A 15,410-nucleotide genomic window follows, 5' to 3' on the forward strand; every position below is an offset into this window, starting at 1 on the left:
TTGCTTTCGAGCACAGCTTTCGACCACTGCGGGAGGCCGAGGATGACCCAGCCGAATCGGGTAGCGATCGTGACCGGGGCCGCTCGCGGCATCGGCGACGCGACCGCGCGCAAGCTCGCCGCCGACGGGATGGCCGTCGCGGTCGTCGACCTCGACGAGGGCGCCTGCGCGAACACGGTGACCGCGATCCACGACGCCGGCGGCACCGCTCTCGCCGTCGGCGCCGACGTCTCCGACGCCGCGCAGGTCACCGCCGCCGTCGAACGGATCACGGCCGAGCTGGGCGCGCCGACAGTGCTCGTCAACAACGCCGGGGTGCTGCGGGACAACCTGCTGTTCAAGATGACCGACGACGACTGGGAGACCGTCATGGCGGTCCACCTGCGCGGCGCCTTCCTGTTCAGCCGGGCCGTGCAGAAGCACATGGTCGAGGCCGGCTGGGGCCGCATCGTGAGCCTGTCCAGCACCTCCGCGCTGGGCAACCGGGGCCAGGCCAACTACGCCGCCGCGAAGGCCGGCCTACAGGGCTTCACCAAGACACTCGCCATCGAGCTGGGCCGCTTCGGCGTCACCGCGAACGCGGTGGCACCGGGGTTCATCGTGACCGATATGACCGCTGCGACCGCCGCGCGGGTCGGCGTCGATTTCGCCGATTTCGAGAAGGCGGCGATCGGTCAGATTCCGGTCGGCCGGGCGGGCCGTCCCGAAGACGTCGCGAACACCGTATCCTTCCTGGTCAGTGACGGCGCGGGGTTCGTCTCCGGGCAGGTCATCTATGTGGCGGGTGGCCCCCGCGACTAGCGCACCGGCTTGATCCGGGGCGCTACACATGAGGGTGCGACCCCGGACGGACAAGGGCGGAGAAGCGGGACTGTGAATCGACGGATGAGCTCGCGGAGCGTGGCTCTGACCAGCACGTTTCTGTTGTTGGCCGCAGGCGGCACGGCCGCCTGCGACAACGGCGACGACTACCAGGACGAGGGCTTCTACTGCGCCGACGAGAACGGCGTCATCGTCGACGAGGACAACTGTGACGACGACGACGGCAACTTCGGCGGCGGCGGTGGCGCCTTCTTCCTCTGGCACTCGGCGGGCTACCGGTCCGGCTATCCGATCGGCCACAAGCTCCCGCCCGGCGGCGCCAAGTTCGCCTACAACGACAAGATCGCGCGTTCCAAGTACGGGCTGCCGCCCACCGGCCGGGTCGGCAACGGCACGGTCAAGACCAGCGTGGTCGGCAAGGGCGGCAGCGGCGGTCACTCCAGCGGCAAGTCCGGCGGCTGACCTTGCGCCGGATCCCCTACGGCCCGGTCCGCGACGGCTGGCGGCTCACCAACTACAGCCTCGGCCTGACCTACAACGACACCGAGCTGCCGGACGGCACGATGATGTCGTACTGGCAGGAGGGTCCGTACTACGACTTCACCGAGGCTGAGATCGAGGAGCTGGAGACGGCGACGACCGTCCTCGACAGCATGTGCATCGAGGCCGGCGACTGGATGGTGCGGCAGTGCCCACGCCACACCGCGCAGGGCCGCCGCGACGGCTACTTCGCCTCGGTCTGCGGCCCGGAGTCCTGCTTCCTGACGAAGATCGGCATCCCGGAGTACGCACACGAGCAGATCATCCGCACGTGGTTCGACGGTGACGCCGAGACCTGGACCCACCAGGACAAGGACCCGGAGGGCCGGCTGCCGATGCAGACGCCGGACTACTCGCCGAGCGTCTACGGCCGCTTCGACCTCTGGTACAACGGCGCGGGCACGACGCCGCGCCTGCTCGAGTACAACGCGCAGACCCCGACGTCGCTCGTCGAGGCCGCGGTCATCCAGTGGCACTGGGTCGACCAGACCAACCTGACCCAGCACCCGTGGCGGCAGTGGAACTCGATTCACGACCGGCTGGTCGGCTGGGAGGCCGCCGACGGCGAGCCGGCCAACCCCGGCGCCTGGCGGCGAAACATCGGCAAGCTGCGCGAGGCCCGCCCGTGGCTGCCGGAGAAACCAAAGATCTTCTTCGCGTACGAGACGAGCGAGGCCACCGGCGAGGACCGGATGAACGTGGCCTACCTCATGGCGACCGCCGAGGAGGCCGGCTATCCGGTCGAGCTGATCGCGATGAGCCAGATCGGCTGGGATGTGGCCGGCGACCGGGTGCTCTTCGTGCCCGCGCCGGGCCAGGAGCACAAGGCCGAGTCGATCGACGTCATCTTCATGCTCTATCCGTGGGAGTGGTTCTGGAACGAGGAGGGCGGCAAGGCCTTCTTCCGCAACATGGCCGACCCCGCCAAGCGCGGCACGGTCTGGATGGAACCGCCGTACAAGGCGGCCCTGCTCGGCAACAAGGCGCTGCTGCCCGTCCTGTGGAAGCTCTTCGGCGACGACCCTGAACGCGGCAGGTACCTGCTACCGGCCTACTTCGCGGAGTCCTCCGCGGCGGCAAAACTCACCTCGTACGCGAAAAAGCCGGTCTGGGGTCGCGAGGGTGGCTCGGTGACGCTGGTCAAGGACGGGGTCACCATCTCCGACAACCCGTCGGAGTACGGCGCCGACGGCCGCTATGTCGTGCAGGAGCTGCTGGAGCTTCCGTCGTTCGACGGCCTGGAGGGCACGGTCCACCCGGTGATCGGCGCCTGGCTGATCGACGGCGAGCCGGCCGGCATGGGCATCCGCGAGGGCCTCGGCGCCGACGGCCTGGTGACCAAGGACCGCTGTAATTTTCTGCCGCACACTGTCGGCGCGAGCGACTCCTGAGGGGTCAGTCGCGCGGGCGGTGGCGCCACAGCCACCAGAGGCCGACGATCGGCAGCACCAGCGGGACGAAGCCGTAGCCGCTGCCGAACTGCGACCAGACGGTGGCGTCCGGGAACGCGGCCTTGTCGAAGATGCTGAGCGTGCCGACCACCAGCACGCCGATCAGCTCGATGGTGCAGCTGACCAGCGCGATCCGCCGGCCCCGGGTGCCGCCGACGGCGAGCCCGACCGTGGCCGCGATGTACACAAGCGCGGCGAACGCCGACAGCAGGAAGGCCAGCGGCGCCTCGGAGAACTTGGTGGCGATCTGCACGCCCGCGCGGGCGCTGGCGGAGACGGCGAAGACGCCGTAGACGAACAGCAGCACCCGGCCGGCGCCGGTGCCGATGGCGGCGTCCCGCGGCCGGGCCGGCGCGTTCGACGGCTCAGGCACCGGTCACCTCCGCGATCTGCTGCAGCCGCAGCACCAGGACCGGCAGCACCAGGCAGGCGACGCCGAGGATCAGGGAGCCCCACCGGGTCGGCTCCAGCCGGGCCAGATAGAACCCGGCCGGCGCGAACGCGACGGTGGTGATCAGGTAGCCGACGAACGTCGTCCAGTCGCTCGGCGGCTCGCCGACGAAGAGCCCGACGACGGCTACCACGACAAGCACCGCCACCAGGGCGCTCAGGCCTAGCATGGCCCACAGGTCCGCGTTGCTGGGCGCACGGTTCCGCGCGCAGCGGATCAGATACCAGATACCCAGCAGCAGGGCCGCGACGATGGTCGCGGTCGATAGTGGGCCGTTCATCACCGGCACAGCGTACTGAGCCCATCCGGCGTGTTAGCTTTCGGCCGGGTGTGATCTTGAATGGAAGGCGGCACGAGGATGCGGTTCGGACTTTTCGGTACGGGACCCTGGGCGCATCAGGCGCACGCCCCGGCGCTGGCGGCCCACCCGGACGTCGAACTGGTCGGCGTGTGGGGCCGTGACCCGGCGAAGGCGGCGGCCCTGGCACAGGAGCACGGCGCCAAGCCGTACGCGGAGATCGACGATCTGATCGCCGACGTGGACGCCGTCGCGGTGGCCCTGCCGCCGGACGTGCAGGCGGACATCGCGCTGCGCGCGGCCCGCGCGGGCAAGCATCTGCTGCTGGACAAGCCGGTGGCGTTCACGCCCGAGGCCGCCGACGAGATCGTCGCGGCCGCGGCGGAGCACGAGGTGGCCGGCGTGGTGTTCTTCACCCGCCGCTTCATGCCGGAGATCCAGCAGTTCATCGAGCGGGCGCAGGCCACCGAGGGCTGGCTCGAGGCCCGCATCGACCACCTCGGCTCGATCTTCCAGCCGGGCAACCCGTTCGGGGCGTCGGTGTGGCGCAAGGAGAGCGGCGGCCTGTGGGACGTCGGCCCGCACGCGGTCGCGCTGATCCTTCCGGTGCTCGGCCCGGTCGCCGAGGTGACCGCGCTGGCCGGCAGCCGCGACATGACCCACGTGCTGCTGGGCCACGCGAGCGGCGCGGTCAGCACGCTGACCCTGTCGGTCGACGCGCCGGCGGCGCTGGAGCGCGAGGACGCCGCGTTCTTCGGCGAGTCCGGCGTCGCGGACGTGCCGCCGGTGCCGTGGCTGCCGGTCGAGGCCTTCACCCGGGCCGTCGACGCGCTGATCGTCGCGGCCGGCGGCGGACCGGCCTCGCCGCTGGACCTGGCGTTCGGCACCGAGGTCGTGAAGATCCTGGCCGGCGCGGCGGAGTCGATCAAGACCGGCCGGACGGTCAAGCTCGGCTGATTGTCCGCGGAAGGCCTTCCCGCGCGAAATGCGGGTCCTGCTCACATAGCGGTGTTTTCGTGGTTAGGTTTGCTCTGACGAAGGTCGTTCACACTGCGATGTGGCAATGATCGGGGCGCGCCATGAAAGCTTTGCTGAATTCGTTGACCGAGGCGGAGTTGCTGCTGGTCCACGAGACCAAGTCCGCCCAGTTGGCGGCGCTTGACGAGGACGGACTCGTGGAGTTGCACACGCGCATCCGGCGGGCCCGCAACAAGTACATGAAGTCGTATCGGCGTGAGGCCAGCGCGAAGGTCGCCGAGTACGGCGGCCGGGGCAAGGCACGCCCGAAGAACACCCGCAACGCGCAGAAGGCGGAGGTGTTCGAGGACGCGCTGGCCCGGGTGAGCCGCCACCTCGCCGTCGCGGCGCGCCGCACCGCGGCGGAGCTGAAGGCGCAACGGCTCGCGGCGGCGAAGGCCCAGCGCAACGAGGCCCCGCCGAAGGCGGTTCGCCGGCCGGCCTCGGCCCCGGTCAAGCCGCAGCGTAAGCAGCGGCCACCGGCGTCGGCTCCGGCCATGCGCAAGCGCCACGCCGGCACCAAGGCCGTCGGCGCGCGGCGCCAGGCCAAGCGCGACAGCAAATAAGCCCGCCCCGCGGCGGCACACCTCGTGATCATCGGTCGTGGGGGGCAGGCGGGCGCCGAGCCGCCGTTCGTCTCCACCGGGCGGCTTCCGCCGCCCGCGGTCGTGGCGGACCTGGTCCGGTCGGCGCACCGGCGTTACGCCGGCGACGACTCCGGCGCGCTCTCCACGGTCTATCCGGCGCTGACCCGGGTGCCGCCCGGCCTGTTCGGCGTGGCGGCGACGGGCACCTCCGGCGACACCTATGCGGCCGGCGACGCCGACGTGCTCTTTTCGATCATGAGCATCGCCAAGCCCTTCGTCTTCGCCCTGATCTGCGATGCCATCGGCGCGGACGAGGCGCGCCGGGCGATCGGCGTCAACGCGACCGGGATGGCGTTCAACTCCCTCGCGGCCGTCGAGAACGGGCCGGGCGGGCGTACCAATCCGATGGTGAATCCGGGCGCGATCGCGACCACGAGCCTCGCGCCGGGCGCGACGCCGCAGGACCGGTGGGACTTCCTCGCCGACGGGCTGTCGCGGTTCGCCGGGCGGCCGCTCGACCTCGACGCGGCGATGTACGAGTCCGCGTCGCGGTCCAACCAGCGCAACCGGGCGATGGTCCACCTGCTCGACGGCTACGGCGGCATCGGTGGTGACGCGGCCGAGGCGCTCGACCTGTACACCCGGCAGAGTTCGCTGCTGGTCAGCGCCCGTGATCTCGCGGTGATGGGCGCGACCCTCGCCGACGGCGGCCTGAACCCGACAAGCGGCGTGCAGGTGCTCAGCGCCGAGAGCTGCCGCTGCGCCCTGGCGGTGATGACAACGGCCGGCCTGTACGAGACCTCCGGCGACTGGCTCTACGACGTGGGGCTGCCGGGCAAGAGCGGCATCGGCGGCGGCATCGTCACCGTGTCGCCGGGCAAGGGCGGCCTGGGCACCTTCGCGCCGCTGCTCGACGAGGCGGGCAACAGCGTGAAGGGCCAGTTGGCCTCGGCCTACCTCTCCCGGAGACTCGGCCTGGACCTCTTCGCGTCGCAGGCAGCGGACGGCATCTGGCGGCCGGGGTCAGAGCCGCCAGATGAGCGGGACCAGCCCGACAGCGATCACCAGGAACCAGATGATCATGGGTAGGCCGAACCGGCCGTAGTCGGTGAACCGGTACCCGCCGGGCTGCTGGACCATCAGATTCGCCGCGGTGGCGATCGGGGTCAGGAAGGCGCCGGCGGCGGCGATGGCGACGCACATCATCACGGGCAGGACCGAGACACCGACCTCGGCCGCGGCGGCCACCGCGACCGGGATGACGATGAGCGCGGTCGCGGTGTTGCTGATCACCTGGCCCAGCACGGCGGTGAGCAGGAACAGCCCCAGCAGCAGGAGCAGGCCGGAGCCGCCGAACACGTACACGACGATCGCGGCGAGTTGGTCCGCCGCGCCGGACTGCGCCATCGCCGTCGACATCGGGTACATGGCGGCGACGACGACCAGCGGCGTCCAGGAGATGCCCTCGTAGGCCTGATCCATCGTCAGCACCTTGGTCAGCACCATCGCCCCGGCGGCGAGGACGGCGGCGATCGCCGGCGGGACCAGGCCGGTGGCGAGCAGGACCACCATCGCCGTGACGATGAGGACCGCCGGGAGGGCGTCGCGGCCGAACGGCACCGCCTGGCGCCGCATGGTGGCGGGGTTGTCCACGATCAGCACGCCCTCGGCCGGGTCGAGCTGACGCTCCATGGCCGCCCAGGTGCCCTGCACCAGCACCGCGTCCCCGGCGGCCAGGACCTCGCGCTGCGGCCCGAGTTCGTGCCCCTGACGCTGGATGGCCAGGATGACCAGCTCGCCGCTGTCGGTGGTCATGCCCGGATAGGCGGTGTCGCCGACGAGCGCGGACCGGGGTCCGAGGACCAGTTCGGCGGCGCCCACGCGGCGGTTGAGCACCAGCTGCTCCAACTGCGGCGTGACGCCGTCCGGCACCCGTTCGAGCCGGTGCAGTTCGGCGAACCGGTCGATCGCGGCGGTACCGCCGTGCACGGCGATGACGTCGTCCTCCCGCAGGGGCTCATCGCCGCGCGGGGCACCCTGGCCGGCGGCGCCGATCACGAGCGGCCCGTCGTCGCCCCGCCGGCGAAGCTCCGTCACCGGCTTGCCGATCGACGGCGAACCCGGCGGCACCCGCAGGCCGACGGCCAGGGTGTCGAGGCCGTACTGGCCGACGAGGACGCGCGCGTGTCCACTCAGGTCCGCGGGCAGCGACCGGGGCGTGCGCTCGGGCAGCAGCCGCCGCCCGGCCAGGATCGCGATCACGACCACACCGGCCGTCAGCGGAGCACCGACCGCCGCGAACTCGAAGTATCCGAACGGCCTCGACCCGGCGTCGGCGGCCGCCTCCGAGGCGAGGATGTTGATGGGTGTGCCGGTGAGCACCAGCAGGGATCCGGCATGGCCGGCGAAGGCGAGGGGCATCGCCAGGCCCGACGGCGATCGGCCCAGCCGCACCGCGAGCAGGACCACCATCGGCAGCAGCGCCGCGGTGGTGCCGGTGACGCCGATGAGCGCGGTCATCAGGGCCGCGAGAAACATGATCGCGACGAGCAGCCTGCGCCGCTCGGTGCCGGCCCGGGCGATGAGCTGCCGCCCGGCCCACGCCGTGAGGCCGCAGGCGTCGAGTCCCGCGCTGACGACGAACAGACCGGCGATGAATCCGATGACCGGGTCACCGAACCCGCCGAATACCTGCCCCAGGGTCAGCAGCCCGGTGGCGTAGAGGGCCATCGTCGATCCGAGCGCCACCACCTCCACCGGCAACCTGTTCCACACGAACAGGACGATGGCCGCCGCCAGAATGAGCAGGCAGATCGCTGCGTCGTTCATCTGCCTACGGCAGTTCGACCGGCGCGCCGGGGCCGAGCGGTATGCCCACCAGGTACCAGCCGACGAAGAACAGAGTCCAGACGACGGCGATGATCAACGTGTACGGGATCATCAGCGACACGACGGTGCCCACTCCCGCCTCCTTCTTGTACTTCTGCGCGAGCAGCACGATGAAGGGCAGGTAGACCATCAGGGGTGTGACGACGTTGACCGGTGAGTCGCCGATCCGGTAGGCGGCGAGGACGGTCTGCGGCGCCACGCCGAGGCGCAGGAACAGCGGCACGAAGATGGGCGCGAAGATCGCCCACTTCGGGATCACCCCCGGGATGATCACGTCGAGGACGAACGTGACGAGGATGAACCCGATGAGCAGCCAGAGCGGGCCGATGTTCGCCGATTCGAGGCCGTCGGCCATCTTCACGGCGGCGATGGTCGCCATGTTCGTGTAGTTGAAGTACGCGATGAACTGGGCGATCACCAGGAGCATGAAGATCAGGCCGCCGAGGCCGGCGAACGTCTTGGTGATGGCCGCCATCGCGGCGGCGCTGCCCTTCAGCGTGCCGGCGCCGACGCCGTAGCACACGCCGGAGACCAGGAAGATCAGCATGATGATGAAGATCAGGCTGTCCATCAACGGCGAGTCCTCGATGAGGCTGCCCGTCTCCGGATTGCGCAGGATGCCGCCGCTGGGGGCGGACAGCAGCACCAGCAGCGCGAGCACCGCGAGGAAGCCGTAGAGGGCCAGTCGCAGCCCGCGGGCCTGCGCTTGCGGGGTGACCTCCGCCTCCGGTGGATCCGCGTCCGGGATCTCGGTGGCACCGCGCCCGACGGCACCGGTGAAGGTGCCAAGCCGCGGCTCGATGATCTTCTCCGTGACGATGGTGATCAGCACGGCGAGGAACAGCGACGACCCGATGGCGAAGTAGAGGTTGGAGGTGAGGCTGATCGTCTTCGTCGGATCGGCGAGCGCGATGGCCTCGTTGGTGATCTCGGTGATGATGCCGTCGGTCGGGGTGATCATCACGTTGACCATGAAGGTGCCGCCGACCGCCGCGAACGCCGCGGCGAGGCCCGCGAGCGGATGTCGGCCCACGCTCATGAACGCGACCGCACCCAGGGGGATGAGTACCAGGTAGCCGGCGTCCGAGGCGATCGACGACAGGACGCCGACCAGGACGATGATGAAGGTCAGCGACCACTTCGGTGCGACCGCGACCAGCTTGCGGATCAGCGCGCCGATCAGCCCGGCCTGCTCGGCCAGCCCGACGCCGACCATCGCGACCAGGATGACACCGACCACGCCGAAGTTGGTGAAGTTGGTGACGGCGGAGGTGAAGATGAACCGGATCCCGTCGGCGGTCAGCAGGCTCTTGACCTCGGTGGTCTCGGTGTGCGTCTCGACGTCGGGGTGGTAGAGCTTCTCCGGGTCGACGGTGACCGACGGCTCCTGGGTGCCGCCCGGATAGGTCTCCTCGGCGACCACCGGCGCCGGCTCGGTGACCTCGTAGGTGACGCTGACGTTCAGCGCGGCGAATACCGCCGACAGAACGATGATCACCCCGATGAGCCCGAGGAAGATCATCACCGGGTGCGGAACCTTGTTGCCGACCTTCTCGATACCGTCCAGCATCCGCTGGCTGAATGTCCGCTTCCCCGCCGCCTGCGCCGTCATGCCCGCTCACCCCGCCCGGTCCGGCTGAACTTGACGGCGAACTCGACGAGCAGCCGCGCGCCGAAGCCCGAGCAGCCCGCCGACTGCCACCCGGTGGAGGACTCGTTCTGCGCGGTGCCGGCGATGTCGATGTGCACCCACGGCCGGCCGTCGACGAACTCCTCCAGGAACAGTGCGGCGTGTATCGCCGCGCCGTTCGCGCCGCCCATGTTCTTGATGTCGGCGACATGGGAGTCCATCTCGCTTCGGTAGCGGTGCGCCATCGGCAGCTGCCAGACCGGTTCGTCCACCCGGTCCGCCGCCGCCTGCACCTGGCCGACCAGCTCCTGGTCGTTGCCGAACACGCCGGCGATCTGCGTGCCCAGCGCCCGCATGCAGGCGCCGGTCAGGGTCGCGATGTCCAGGATGGCGTCCACCGGTTCCTCGGTCGCGAGCACGAGCGCGTCCGCCATCACCAGGCGGCCCTCGGCGTCGGTGTTGACCACCTCGACCGTCGTGCCGCCGCGGATGGACAGCACGTCACCCAGCTTCGTCGCCGATCCGGAGGGCATGTTGTCGGTGCACATCAGATAGGCCGTCACCGCAACGGGGCAGCCCACGTCGCGCAGCACCGCCATCGCGGCCAGGATCGCCCCGGCGCCCGACATGTCGTTCTTCATCGTCGCGTGCACCGCGTCCGCGGGCTTCAGGGCGATGCCACCGGAGTCGTACATGATTCCCTTGCCGACAAGCGTCAGCCGGGCGACGTCCGGCCCGGCGGCCGCCGGCTCGTACCAGATCTTGATCATCCGGGGCGGGTCGACGCTCCCGGCGTTCACGCCAAGCAGGCCTCCGCAGCCGAGCGCCACCAGCGCGTCGCGATCGAACACCTCGACCGACAGGCCGCACTCCGTGGCCAGGGCCTGTGCGAACTCGGCGATCCGCGCCGCGGTCAGCAGGCTGGGCGGGCCGTTCGCCAGGTCCCGGGCGAGCGACGCCGCCCTGACATAGGCCACGCCGCGCCGCGCGCCGGCCTCGACCTCGGCGATCGAGCGCGGCGCGGCCACCAGCGTCAGCTCCGCCACCGCGACCTCTTCCGGTGCCCGGCGCAGCCCGCGGTAGGCGTACCGCGCCAGCAGGGCGCCCTCCACCGCGGCCTGTCCGTGGTCGGCCCCGGAGTGATCGCCGGCCGGCAGCACGATGGCCAGCCGGGACTGCTTCTCCGCGGCGCGCGCGAAGGCCGCCGCGGCGTCGCGCATCCCCGCCGCGTCCAGCTCCGCGGGGTCACCCACGCCGTACACGACAAGGGGCGGGCCGGACGGCACCGACACGAGCAGCGACTGGCCGATCCCGCCGGTGAACCCGGCGCTCCGCAGTCGGTCCCATGCCACGCCGACCTCGGCGGGAACGTCACCGGTGCTGCCGACGGGCAGGCCCAGCAGCTCGATGTCCGCCGGTAGGCCTGCGGAATCCACCACGGCGACACTCGGCTGGGTGCGCCAGGACGGCGCAGGGTCGAACGATTCTGCCAACAAAGTCATCCCGCGAACCCCGTGCCCATCGAACGGAACCGCACCGACCGGGCCCGCGCACCGGTCACGGCCTCCGGTAGCGCTGTCCCCGGCAGCCCCGTTCTGGGGCCCTAGCGGTGATTCTTCCGTTATGTGGCCTTCCTGATAGGCGAATCCGAAAACTGGTGAACCCCTGGGACGGCTGCTCGCGATGCCGCCGATCGCTGGGACACCGGCCGGATTCCCGGCCGGGAATCGGCCGGGCACGGAACGGCCGGGTGACCAATCCGGTCTGGCTACCGGCAACGAATGAGGGTTGAATCTGCGATAGCGACGGAGAGGGCTGAGCAATGACGGAGCGCGGCGCCGCCCGCCGGCCGGACCACCTCTCGGCCGTGCCCGGATCCGGGTCGCCGCCGGCCGACGCGGGCGACCTGCTCCGCCTCGTGGCCCGCGGCGACGAGGCGGCCTTCGGCCGCCTGTACGACCTGGTCATCCCGCGGGTGTACGGCCTGATCCGCCGGGTGCTGCGCGACCCGGCCCAGGCCGAGGAGGTCGCGCAGGAGGTGCTGGTCGAGGTGTGGCGCACGGCGACCCGCTTCGACACCGCCCGGGGCTCGGCCACCTCCTGGATCTTCACCATCGCGCACCGCCGCGCGGTCGACCGGGTCCGCGCCGAGCAGGCGTCCGCCGATCGTCTGATGAAGGTCGGGGTCGCCTCGGTGGACACCCCCTACGACGAGGTCGTCGACGAGGTGGCGGGCCGGCTCGAACGCCAGCAGGTCCGGCACTGCCTGGACGGCCTGACCGAGCTGCAACGCCAGGCCGTGACGCTCGCCTACTACCAGGGCCACTCCTATCGCGAGGTGGCCGACCTGCTCGAAGCCCCCCTGCCCACGGTCAAGACCCGGATGCGCGACGGACTGATCCGCCTGCGCGACTGCCTGGGTGTGGAGGTGACCGCGTGACCACCGTCGACATTCACGCCCTGGTCGGCGCCTACGCGCTGGACGCCGTGGACGACCTCGAGCGGGTCTCCTTCGAGCGGCACGTCGCGGACTGCGAGGCCTGCCGTACCGAGGTGGACGAGCTGCGCGGCACCGCCTCGCGGCTGGCGGACAGCACCTGGTCCGTACCGCCGCCCCGGCTGCGCGCCGAGGTGCTTGCCGCGGTCGGCCGGACCCGCCAGCTGCCGCCCCTGGAGTCGGCCCGGCCGCGGCCGGACGCGCGCGCCGCGGTGTCGCGCTGGCGGCGTTACACGGCGGGCGCGGTCGCGGCGGGCATCCTGGCCGCCGGTGCGGGCGTCGCCGCGTGGGCCGTGCAGGAGCAGCGTGTACAGGAGCAGAGCGCCGTGGTCGCGGAGGCCCGGAAGCGCGAGGCCCGCACCGAGGCGATCATGGCCGCCCCCGACCTGGTGGTCCGGACCGCGCCGATGATCGGCGGCGGCCGGGTCACCGTGGCCTCCTCGGAGCAGCAGGCCGCCAGCGTGGTCTCGCTACGCGCCGACGACGCGCCGCCCGCCGGCCAGGCCTTCCAGATGTGGACGATCCGCGGCACCGGCCCGGCGGCCAATGCGGGCGTGCTGCCCGCCGGGCAGGCCTCGACCGTGCAGGTGGTCGACGGCGTGCCAGGCAACGACGTCTTCGCGGTCTCGGTGGAGCCCGCCGGCGGCTCGCCGTCCCCGACCGAGGTCGTCGCCCAGGTCCCGCTGATCTGAGGGCCGGCCCGTCAGGGGACCGTGCGCTCGATCGCGGCGGGGCCGTCGCGCTCCAGGATCCTGCGGGCCCGTTCGATGTTCTCCGGTGTCGGGTCCCGGCCCTCGGCGAGGGCCAGGTCCTCGGGATCCCAGGGCTGATCCGCCCCGGTACGCAGGACCGGCTCCGCGCCGGCGTGCAGGAGTCCGGGGTCGTCCTCACCCGGCGGTCGCAGGTTGTGCTCGGTCATGGCTCCTCCATGGGTGGATGCCTTGATGTCGACCTCCTCCCTAGTCCTACCCTGTCGTGCCTCCGGTGACCAGCGACTCGCTGATGCCCCCCATAAATCGGACGATCAATCCCTTCGACTGCCAAGCGAGCGTGATTCGGACAACCACCGCGTGCATCGGATGGACTGTGAGTTACGAGCCGAATACATTTCTGCGTTGGCGCGTGTGTGAGTGTTCCGGCGGGGACCACTCAATACGTGGGCCGCCGGCGGCGACTCGCGGCACGTGGCGCGAGGGGAACGTGACACATGATCGATCGCTGGGAAGTACAGCGGTGACCAGCCTGCCGGACGCCGAGCGGGACGCGAACGAGGTCGTGCAACTACTGGCGGGGTTCGCCGAGCTGCTGCGGCGGCGTGAGTTCGTGCTCGACGACGACACCCAGGCGATGCTCGGCCTGGCCCTGGAGGGCGGCGTCTCGGCCGCCCGGGTCCTGGAATACCTGCGCGCCCTACAGGGCTCCGGCGACGGCGTCGCCGTCGCCGTGCCGGCGCGGCTCGGGCCCTGGCGGCACTGGGTGCCGCCGCGGGGCGACCTGTTCGGCGAGATGGCCGGCGCGCCCCGGATCAAGGAGATGCCGCGCCCCCGGCGCCGCTGTGATCCCGGCGAGTAGGGCGGGAGGGCTGCTAAGGCGTGTCCCGTAGCGTCGCCGACGGGGAGACGCCGAAGCGTGCCCGGTAGGCGGCGGCGAAGCGCCCGAGGTGGGCGAAGCCGGTGCGGTGCGCGACCGCGGCGACGGTCACCCGGGCCGGATCCTCGCGCCGCAATGCCTCGTGCGCCCGGCCGAGCCGCACCGACTGCAGGTAGGCCATCGGCGCGCAGCCGACGTGCCGCCGGAAGCCCTCCTGCAGCGACCGCACGCTCATGCCGGAGATCCGGGCCAGATCGCCGACGCTGAACGGCCGCTCCGGCTCGTGCTGGATCGCGTCGATCGCCCGCCGGACCGCGCGCGGCGGGCCCGCGGGCGCGGGCGTGCGCAGCTCGTCGCTGTAGCGGTGCCGCACGCTCAGCAGCAGCCCGTTGAGCACGCTGCGCCGCAGCAGGTCGGCGATCAGCGGCTGCCAGATCAGGCTGCCGGGGTCCTCGGTCTCGCCGCTGAGCAGCCGCACGAGCCGGCCCCAGCTCTGCGCCGGCCCGCCGCTCATGTCGATGGCCGGCGGCAGGTCGATCGGGCCGACCACCGGGCGGCCGAGCAGCGCCGCGAGCTCGTTCTCGAGCGCCGATCGCTCGATCTTGATGTCGAGCTCGGCGGAGTGCGCGTCGTGCAGGGTGTACACCGGCCCGCCGGGGCCGAAGACGATTCCGGTCGACGGCCCGGCGACGACCTCGTGGCCGGCGTGCCGGGCGTGCACCCGGCCCGCCACCGGGATGGTGACGTGGTAGGCGTCGAGCTCCGGGGCGACGAGCGTCACGGGGGCGCCGAAGCCGAGCTGCCCCACGGTGAGCGGTCCGAGTTTGATCACTTCGGCGTTGAACCGGAAACCCTCGGCGCCCTCGGGCGCACCCACGGCGATCGGGTAATAGAATCGGTTTAGCAGGGAGCGGGTGTCATCGATGTCCACGCTGCTGAAACTCGCGGTCGTGGGGGATGTGGAACCGGACGAAACCGTCCTGGATCTAGCTTTATCCATCTCGTGAGGCGCTCCTACGCATTCGGTGAGTATTCGGTTCTGACCGGTACGTCGTCAACGTTCACGCCATCAGCTGGCCGTTCCAGCACATTCTGGCCATATGAACTACTCTGGCGTTCCGCGCCTACCTGGCGTAACTTGCAGACCAGCGGACTGTTGTTGGGGATGCGGTGTCCGGTCGGCGCCTGGGTGAGGGGCCGAATTGCGCCTGCCGGTGCAGAGAGACCCGCGCGGAGGTGGCGTCGCCCGCACGACGCCAGGAAGAGGGCAGCTGTGTATCTGCCGATCACCACTCGCCAGTTGGCCGATGGCACCGTCGAGATCGCCCCCAGTGGCGAAATTGATCTCGACAACGCCCACGTGATGCGCGACGCCGTCAACGACGTGTTGACCGGCACCACGCCGGGCAAGATAGACCTCGACCTCCAACGGGTGATGTTGATCGACAGTATCGGCATCGGCATCCTGGTGGCCTGCTTCCACGCGGCGGCCGCCAGCGGCGTCAAGCTCGTGGTCAGCCACCCGAGCCCGACGGTCTACCGCCAGCTCTGGATCTCCGGGCTGGTCGGCCTCCTCGGCTGCGCCGAGCCGTCGTCCCCACGGACCTCTGTGGGCCTGCGGCCCAGCTGACCGGCCGT

17 protein-coding genes are annotated in these 15,410 nt (G+C 71.1%); 10 read left to right on the top strand and 7 right to left on the bottom strand.

Translation table 11 applies throughout. The features are described from left to right. Positions 1–42 precede the first annotated feature (42 nt). The 3 genes from fabG (at position 43) to BJ971_RS03330 (ending at position 2,753) form a co-directional block, all read left to right on the top strand. Positions 43–801 (top strand): 3-oxoacyl-ACP reductase FabG, encoded by a 759-nt coding sequence (fabG, locus tag BJ971_RS03320; RefSeq protein ID WP_184989679.1) that lies wholly within the window; start codon positions 43–45, stop codon positions 799–801. Between the two features lie 84 nt (positions 802–885). Then, positions 886–1,284 (top strand): hypothetical protein, encoded by a 399-nt coding sequence (locus tag BJ971_RS03325; protein WP_184989681.1) that lies wholly within the window; start codon positions 886–888, stop codon positions 1,282–1,284. A 2-nt stretch (positions 1,285–1,286) separates the two neighbouring features. Beyond that, positions 1,287–2,753 (top strand): glutathionylspermidine synthase family protein, encoded by a 1,467-nt coding sequence (locus tag BJ971_RS03330; RefSeq protein ID WP_184989683.1) that lies wholly within the window; start codon positions 1,287–1,289, stop codon positions 2,751–2,753. 4 nt (positions 2,754–2,757) lie between these two features. Here BJ971_RS03330 and BJ971_RS03335 read toward each other — a convergent pair whose 3' ends face one another. Both BJ971_RS03335 and BJ971_RS03340 read right to left on the bottom strand, forming a co-directional pair. After that, complete coding sequence (locus BJ971_RS03335) at positions 2,758–3,186, bottom strand: hypothetical protein (protein ID WP_184989685.1); 429 nt, start codon at positions 3,184–3,186, stop codon at positions 2,758–2,760. Continuing rightward, a complete protein-coding gene (locus tag BJ971_RS03340; protein WP_184989687.1) occupies positions 3,179–3,544 on the bottom strand; it encodes a hypothetical protein in 366 nt (121 codons plus the stop codon). The genes BJ971_RS03335 and BJ971_RS03340 overlap by 8 nt, the downstream gene beginning before the upstream one ends. A 78-nt stretch (positions 3,545–3,622) precedes the next feature. Here BJ971_RS03340 and BJ971_RS03345 point away from each other — a divergent pair, with 78 nt between their 5' ends. The 3 genes from BJ971_RS03345 (at position 3,623) to glsA (ending at position 6,255) form a co-directional block, all read left to right on the top strand. Beyond that, the gene (locus BJ971_RS03345; protein WP_184989689.1) at positions 3,623–4,519 is read left to right on the top strand and encodes a Gfo/Idh/MocA family protein; all 897 of its coding nucleotides are present in this window, start codon (positions 3,623–3,625) and stop codon (positions 4,517–4,519) included. 143 nt (positions 4,520–4,662) lie between these two features. Continuing rightward, entirely contained in the window at positions 4,663–5,145 is a 483-nt protein-coding gene (locus tag BJ971_RS03350) for a hypothetical protein (protein WP_260414854.1), read from the top strand. Between the two features lie 24 nt (positions 5,146–5,169). After that, complete coding sequence (glsA, locus tag BJ971_RS03355; RefSeq protein ID WP_239087895.1) at positions 5,170–6,255, top strand: glutaminase A; 1,086 nt, start codon at positions 5,170–5,172, stop codon at positions 6,253–6,255. Here glsA and BJ971_RS03360 read toward each other — a convergent pair. Genes BJ971_RS03360 through BJ971_RS03370 form a run of 3 tightly spaced genes read right to left on the bottom strand, consistent with a single transcriptional unit; the run spans position 6,190 to position 11,121 of the window. Then, the gene (locus BJ971_RS03360; RefSeq protein ID WP_184989693.1) at positions 6,190–7,995 is read right to left on the bottom strand and encodes an SLC13 family permease; all 1,806 of its coding nucleotides are present in this window, start codon (positions 7,993–7,995) and stop codon (positions 6,190–6,192) included. The genes glsA and BJ971_RS03360 overlap by 66 nt on opposite strands. Before the next feature lie 4 nt (positions 7,996–7,999). Beyond that, positions 8,000–9,667, bottom strand: coding sequence for an AbgT family transporter (locus BJ971_RS03365; RefSeq protein ID WP_184989695.1), 1,668 nt, complete (start codon positions 9,665–9,667; stop codon positions 8,000–8,002). Beyond that, positions 9,664–11,121, bottom strand: coding sequence for a leucyl aminopeptidase (locus BJ971_RS03370; protein ID WP_239087894.1), 1,458 nt, complete (start codon positions 11,119–11,121; stop codon positions 9,664–9,666). Before BJ971_RS03370 ends, BJ971_RS03365 begins: the two co-directional genes overlap by 4 nt. Before the next feature lie 386 nt (positions 11,122–11,507). Between BJ971_RS03370 and sigK the strand changes: the two genes are divergently transcribed. Together sigK and BJ971_RS03380 are read left to right on the top strand one after the other, a co-directional pair. Beyond that, complete coding sequence (gene sigK, locus BJ971_RS03375; protein WP_184989699.1) at positions 11,508–12,125, top strand: ECF RNA polymerase sigma factor SigK; 618 nt, start codon at positions 11,508–11,510, stop codon at positions 12,123–12,125. Continuing rightward, positions 12,122–12,874: an anti-sigma factor gene (locus tag BJ971_RS03380; protein ID WP_184989701.1), complete on the top strand. Its 753-nt coding sequence runs from the start codon at positions 12,122–12,124 to the stop codon at positions 12,872–12,874. The genes sigK and BJ971_RS03380 overlap by 4 nt, the downstream gene beginning before the upstream one ends. An 11-nt stretch (positions 12,875–12,885) precedes the next feature. Here BJ971_RS03380 and BJ971_RS03385 read toward each other — a convergent pair whose 3' ends face one another. Continuing rightward, entirely contained in the window at positions 12,886–13,128 is a 243-nt protein-coding gene (locus BJ971_RS03385) for a hypothetical protein (RefSeq protein ID WP_239087896.1), read from the bottom strand. A gap of 287 nt (positions 13,129–13,415) precedes the next feature. Here BJ971_RS03385 and BJ971_RS03390 point away from each other — a divergent pair, with 287 nt between their 5' ends. After that, positions 13,416–13,754 (top strand): hypothetical protein, encoded by a 339-nt coding sequence (locus BJ971_RS03390; protein WP_239087893.1) that lies wholly within the window; start codon positions 13,416–13,418, stop codon positions 13,752–13,754. A gap of 13 nt (positions 13,755–13,767) precedes the next feature. Here BJ971_RS03390 and BJ971_RS03395 read toward each other — a convergent pair whose 3' ends face one another. Next, positions 13,768–14,772, bottom strand: a complete 1,005-nt coding sequence (locus tag BJ971_RS03395) for a helix-turn-helix transcriptional regulator (RefSeq protein WP_184989703.1) — start codon at positions 14,770–14,772, stop codon at positions 13,768–13,770. Positions 14,773–15,045: 273 nt separating this feature from the next. Here BJ971_RS03395 and BJ971_RS03400 point away from each other — a divergent pair, with 273 nt between their 5' ends. Continuing rightward, on the top strand, positions 15,046–15,402 hold the full coding sequence (locus BJ971_RS03400; RefSeq protein WP_184989705.1) for an STAS domain-containing protein: 357 nt from the start codon (positions 15,046–15,048) through the stop codon (positions 15,400–15,402). Positions 15,403–15,410 lie beyond the last annotated feature (8 nt).

It is taken from the genome of Amorphoplanes digitatis, assembly GCF_014205335.1.
Lineage (GTDB): Bacteria > Actinomycetota > Actinomycetes > Mycobacteriales > Micromonosporaceae > Actinoplanes > Actinoplanes digitatus.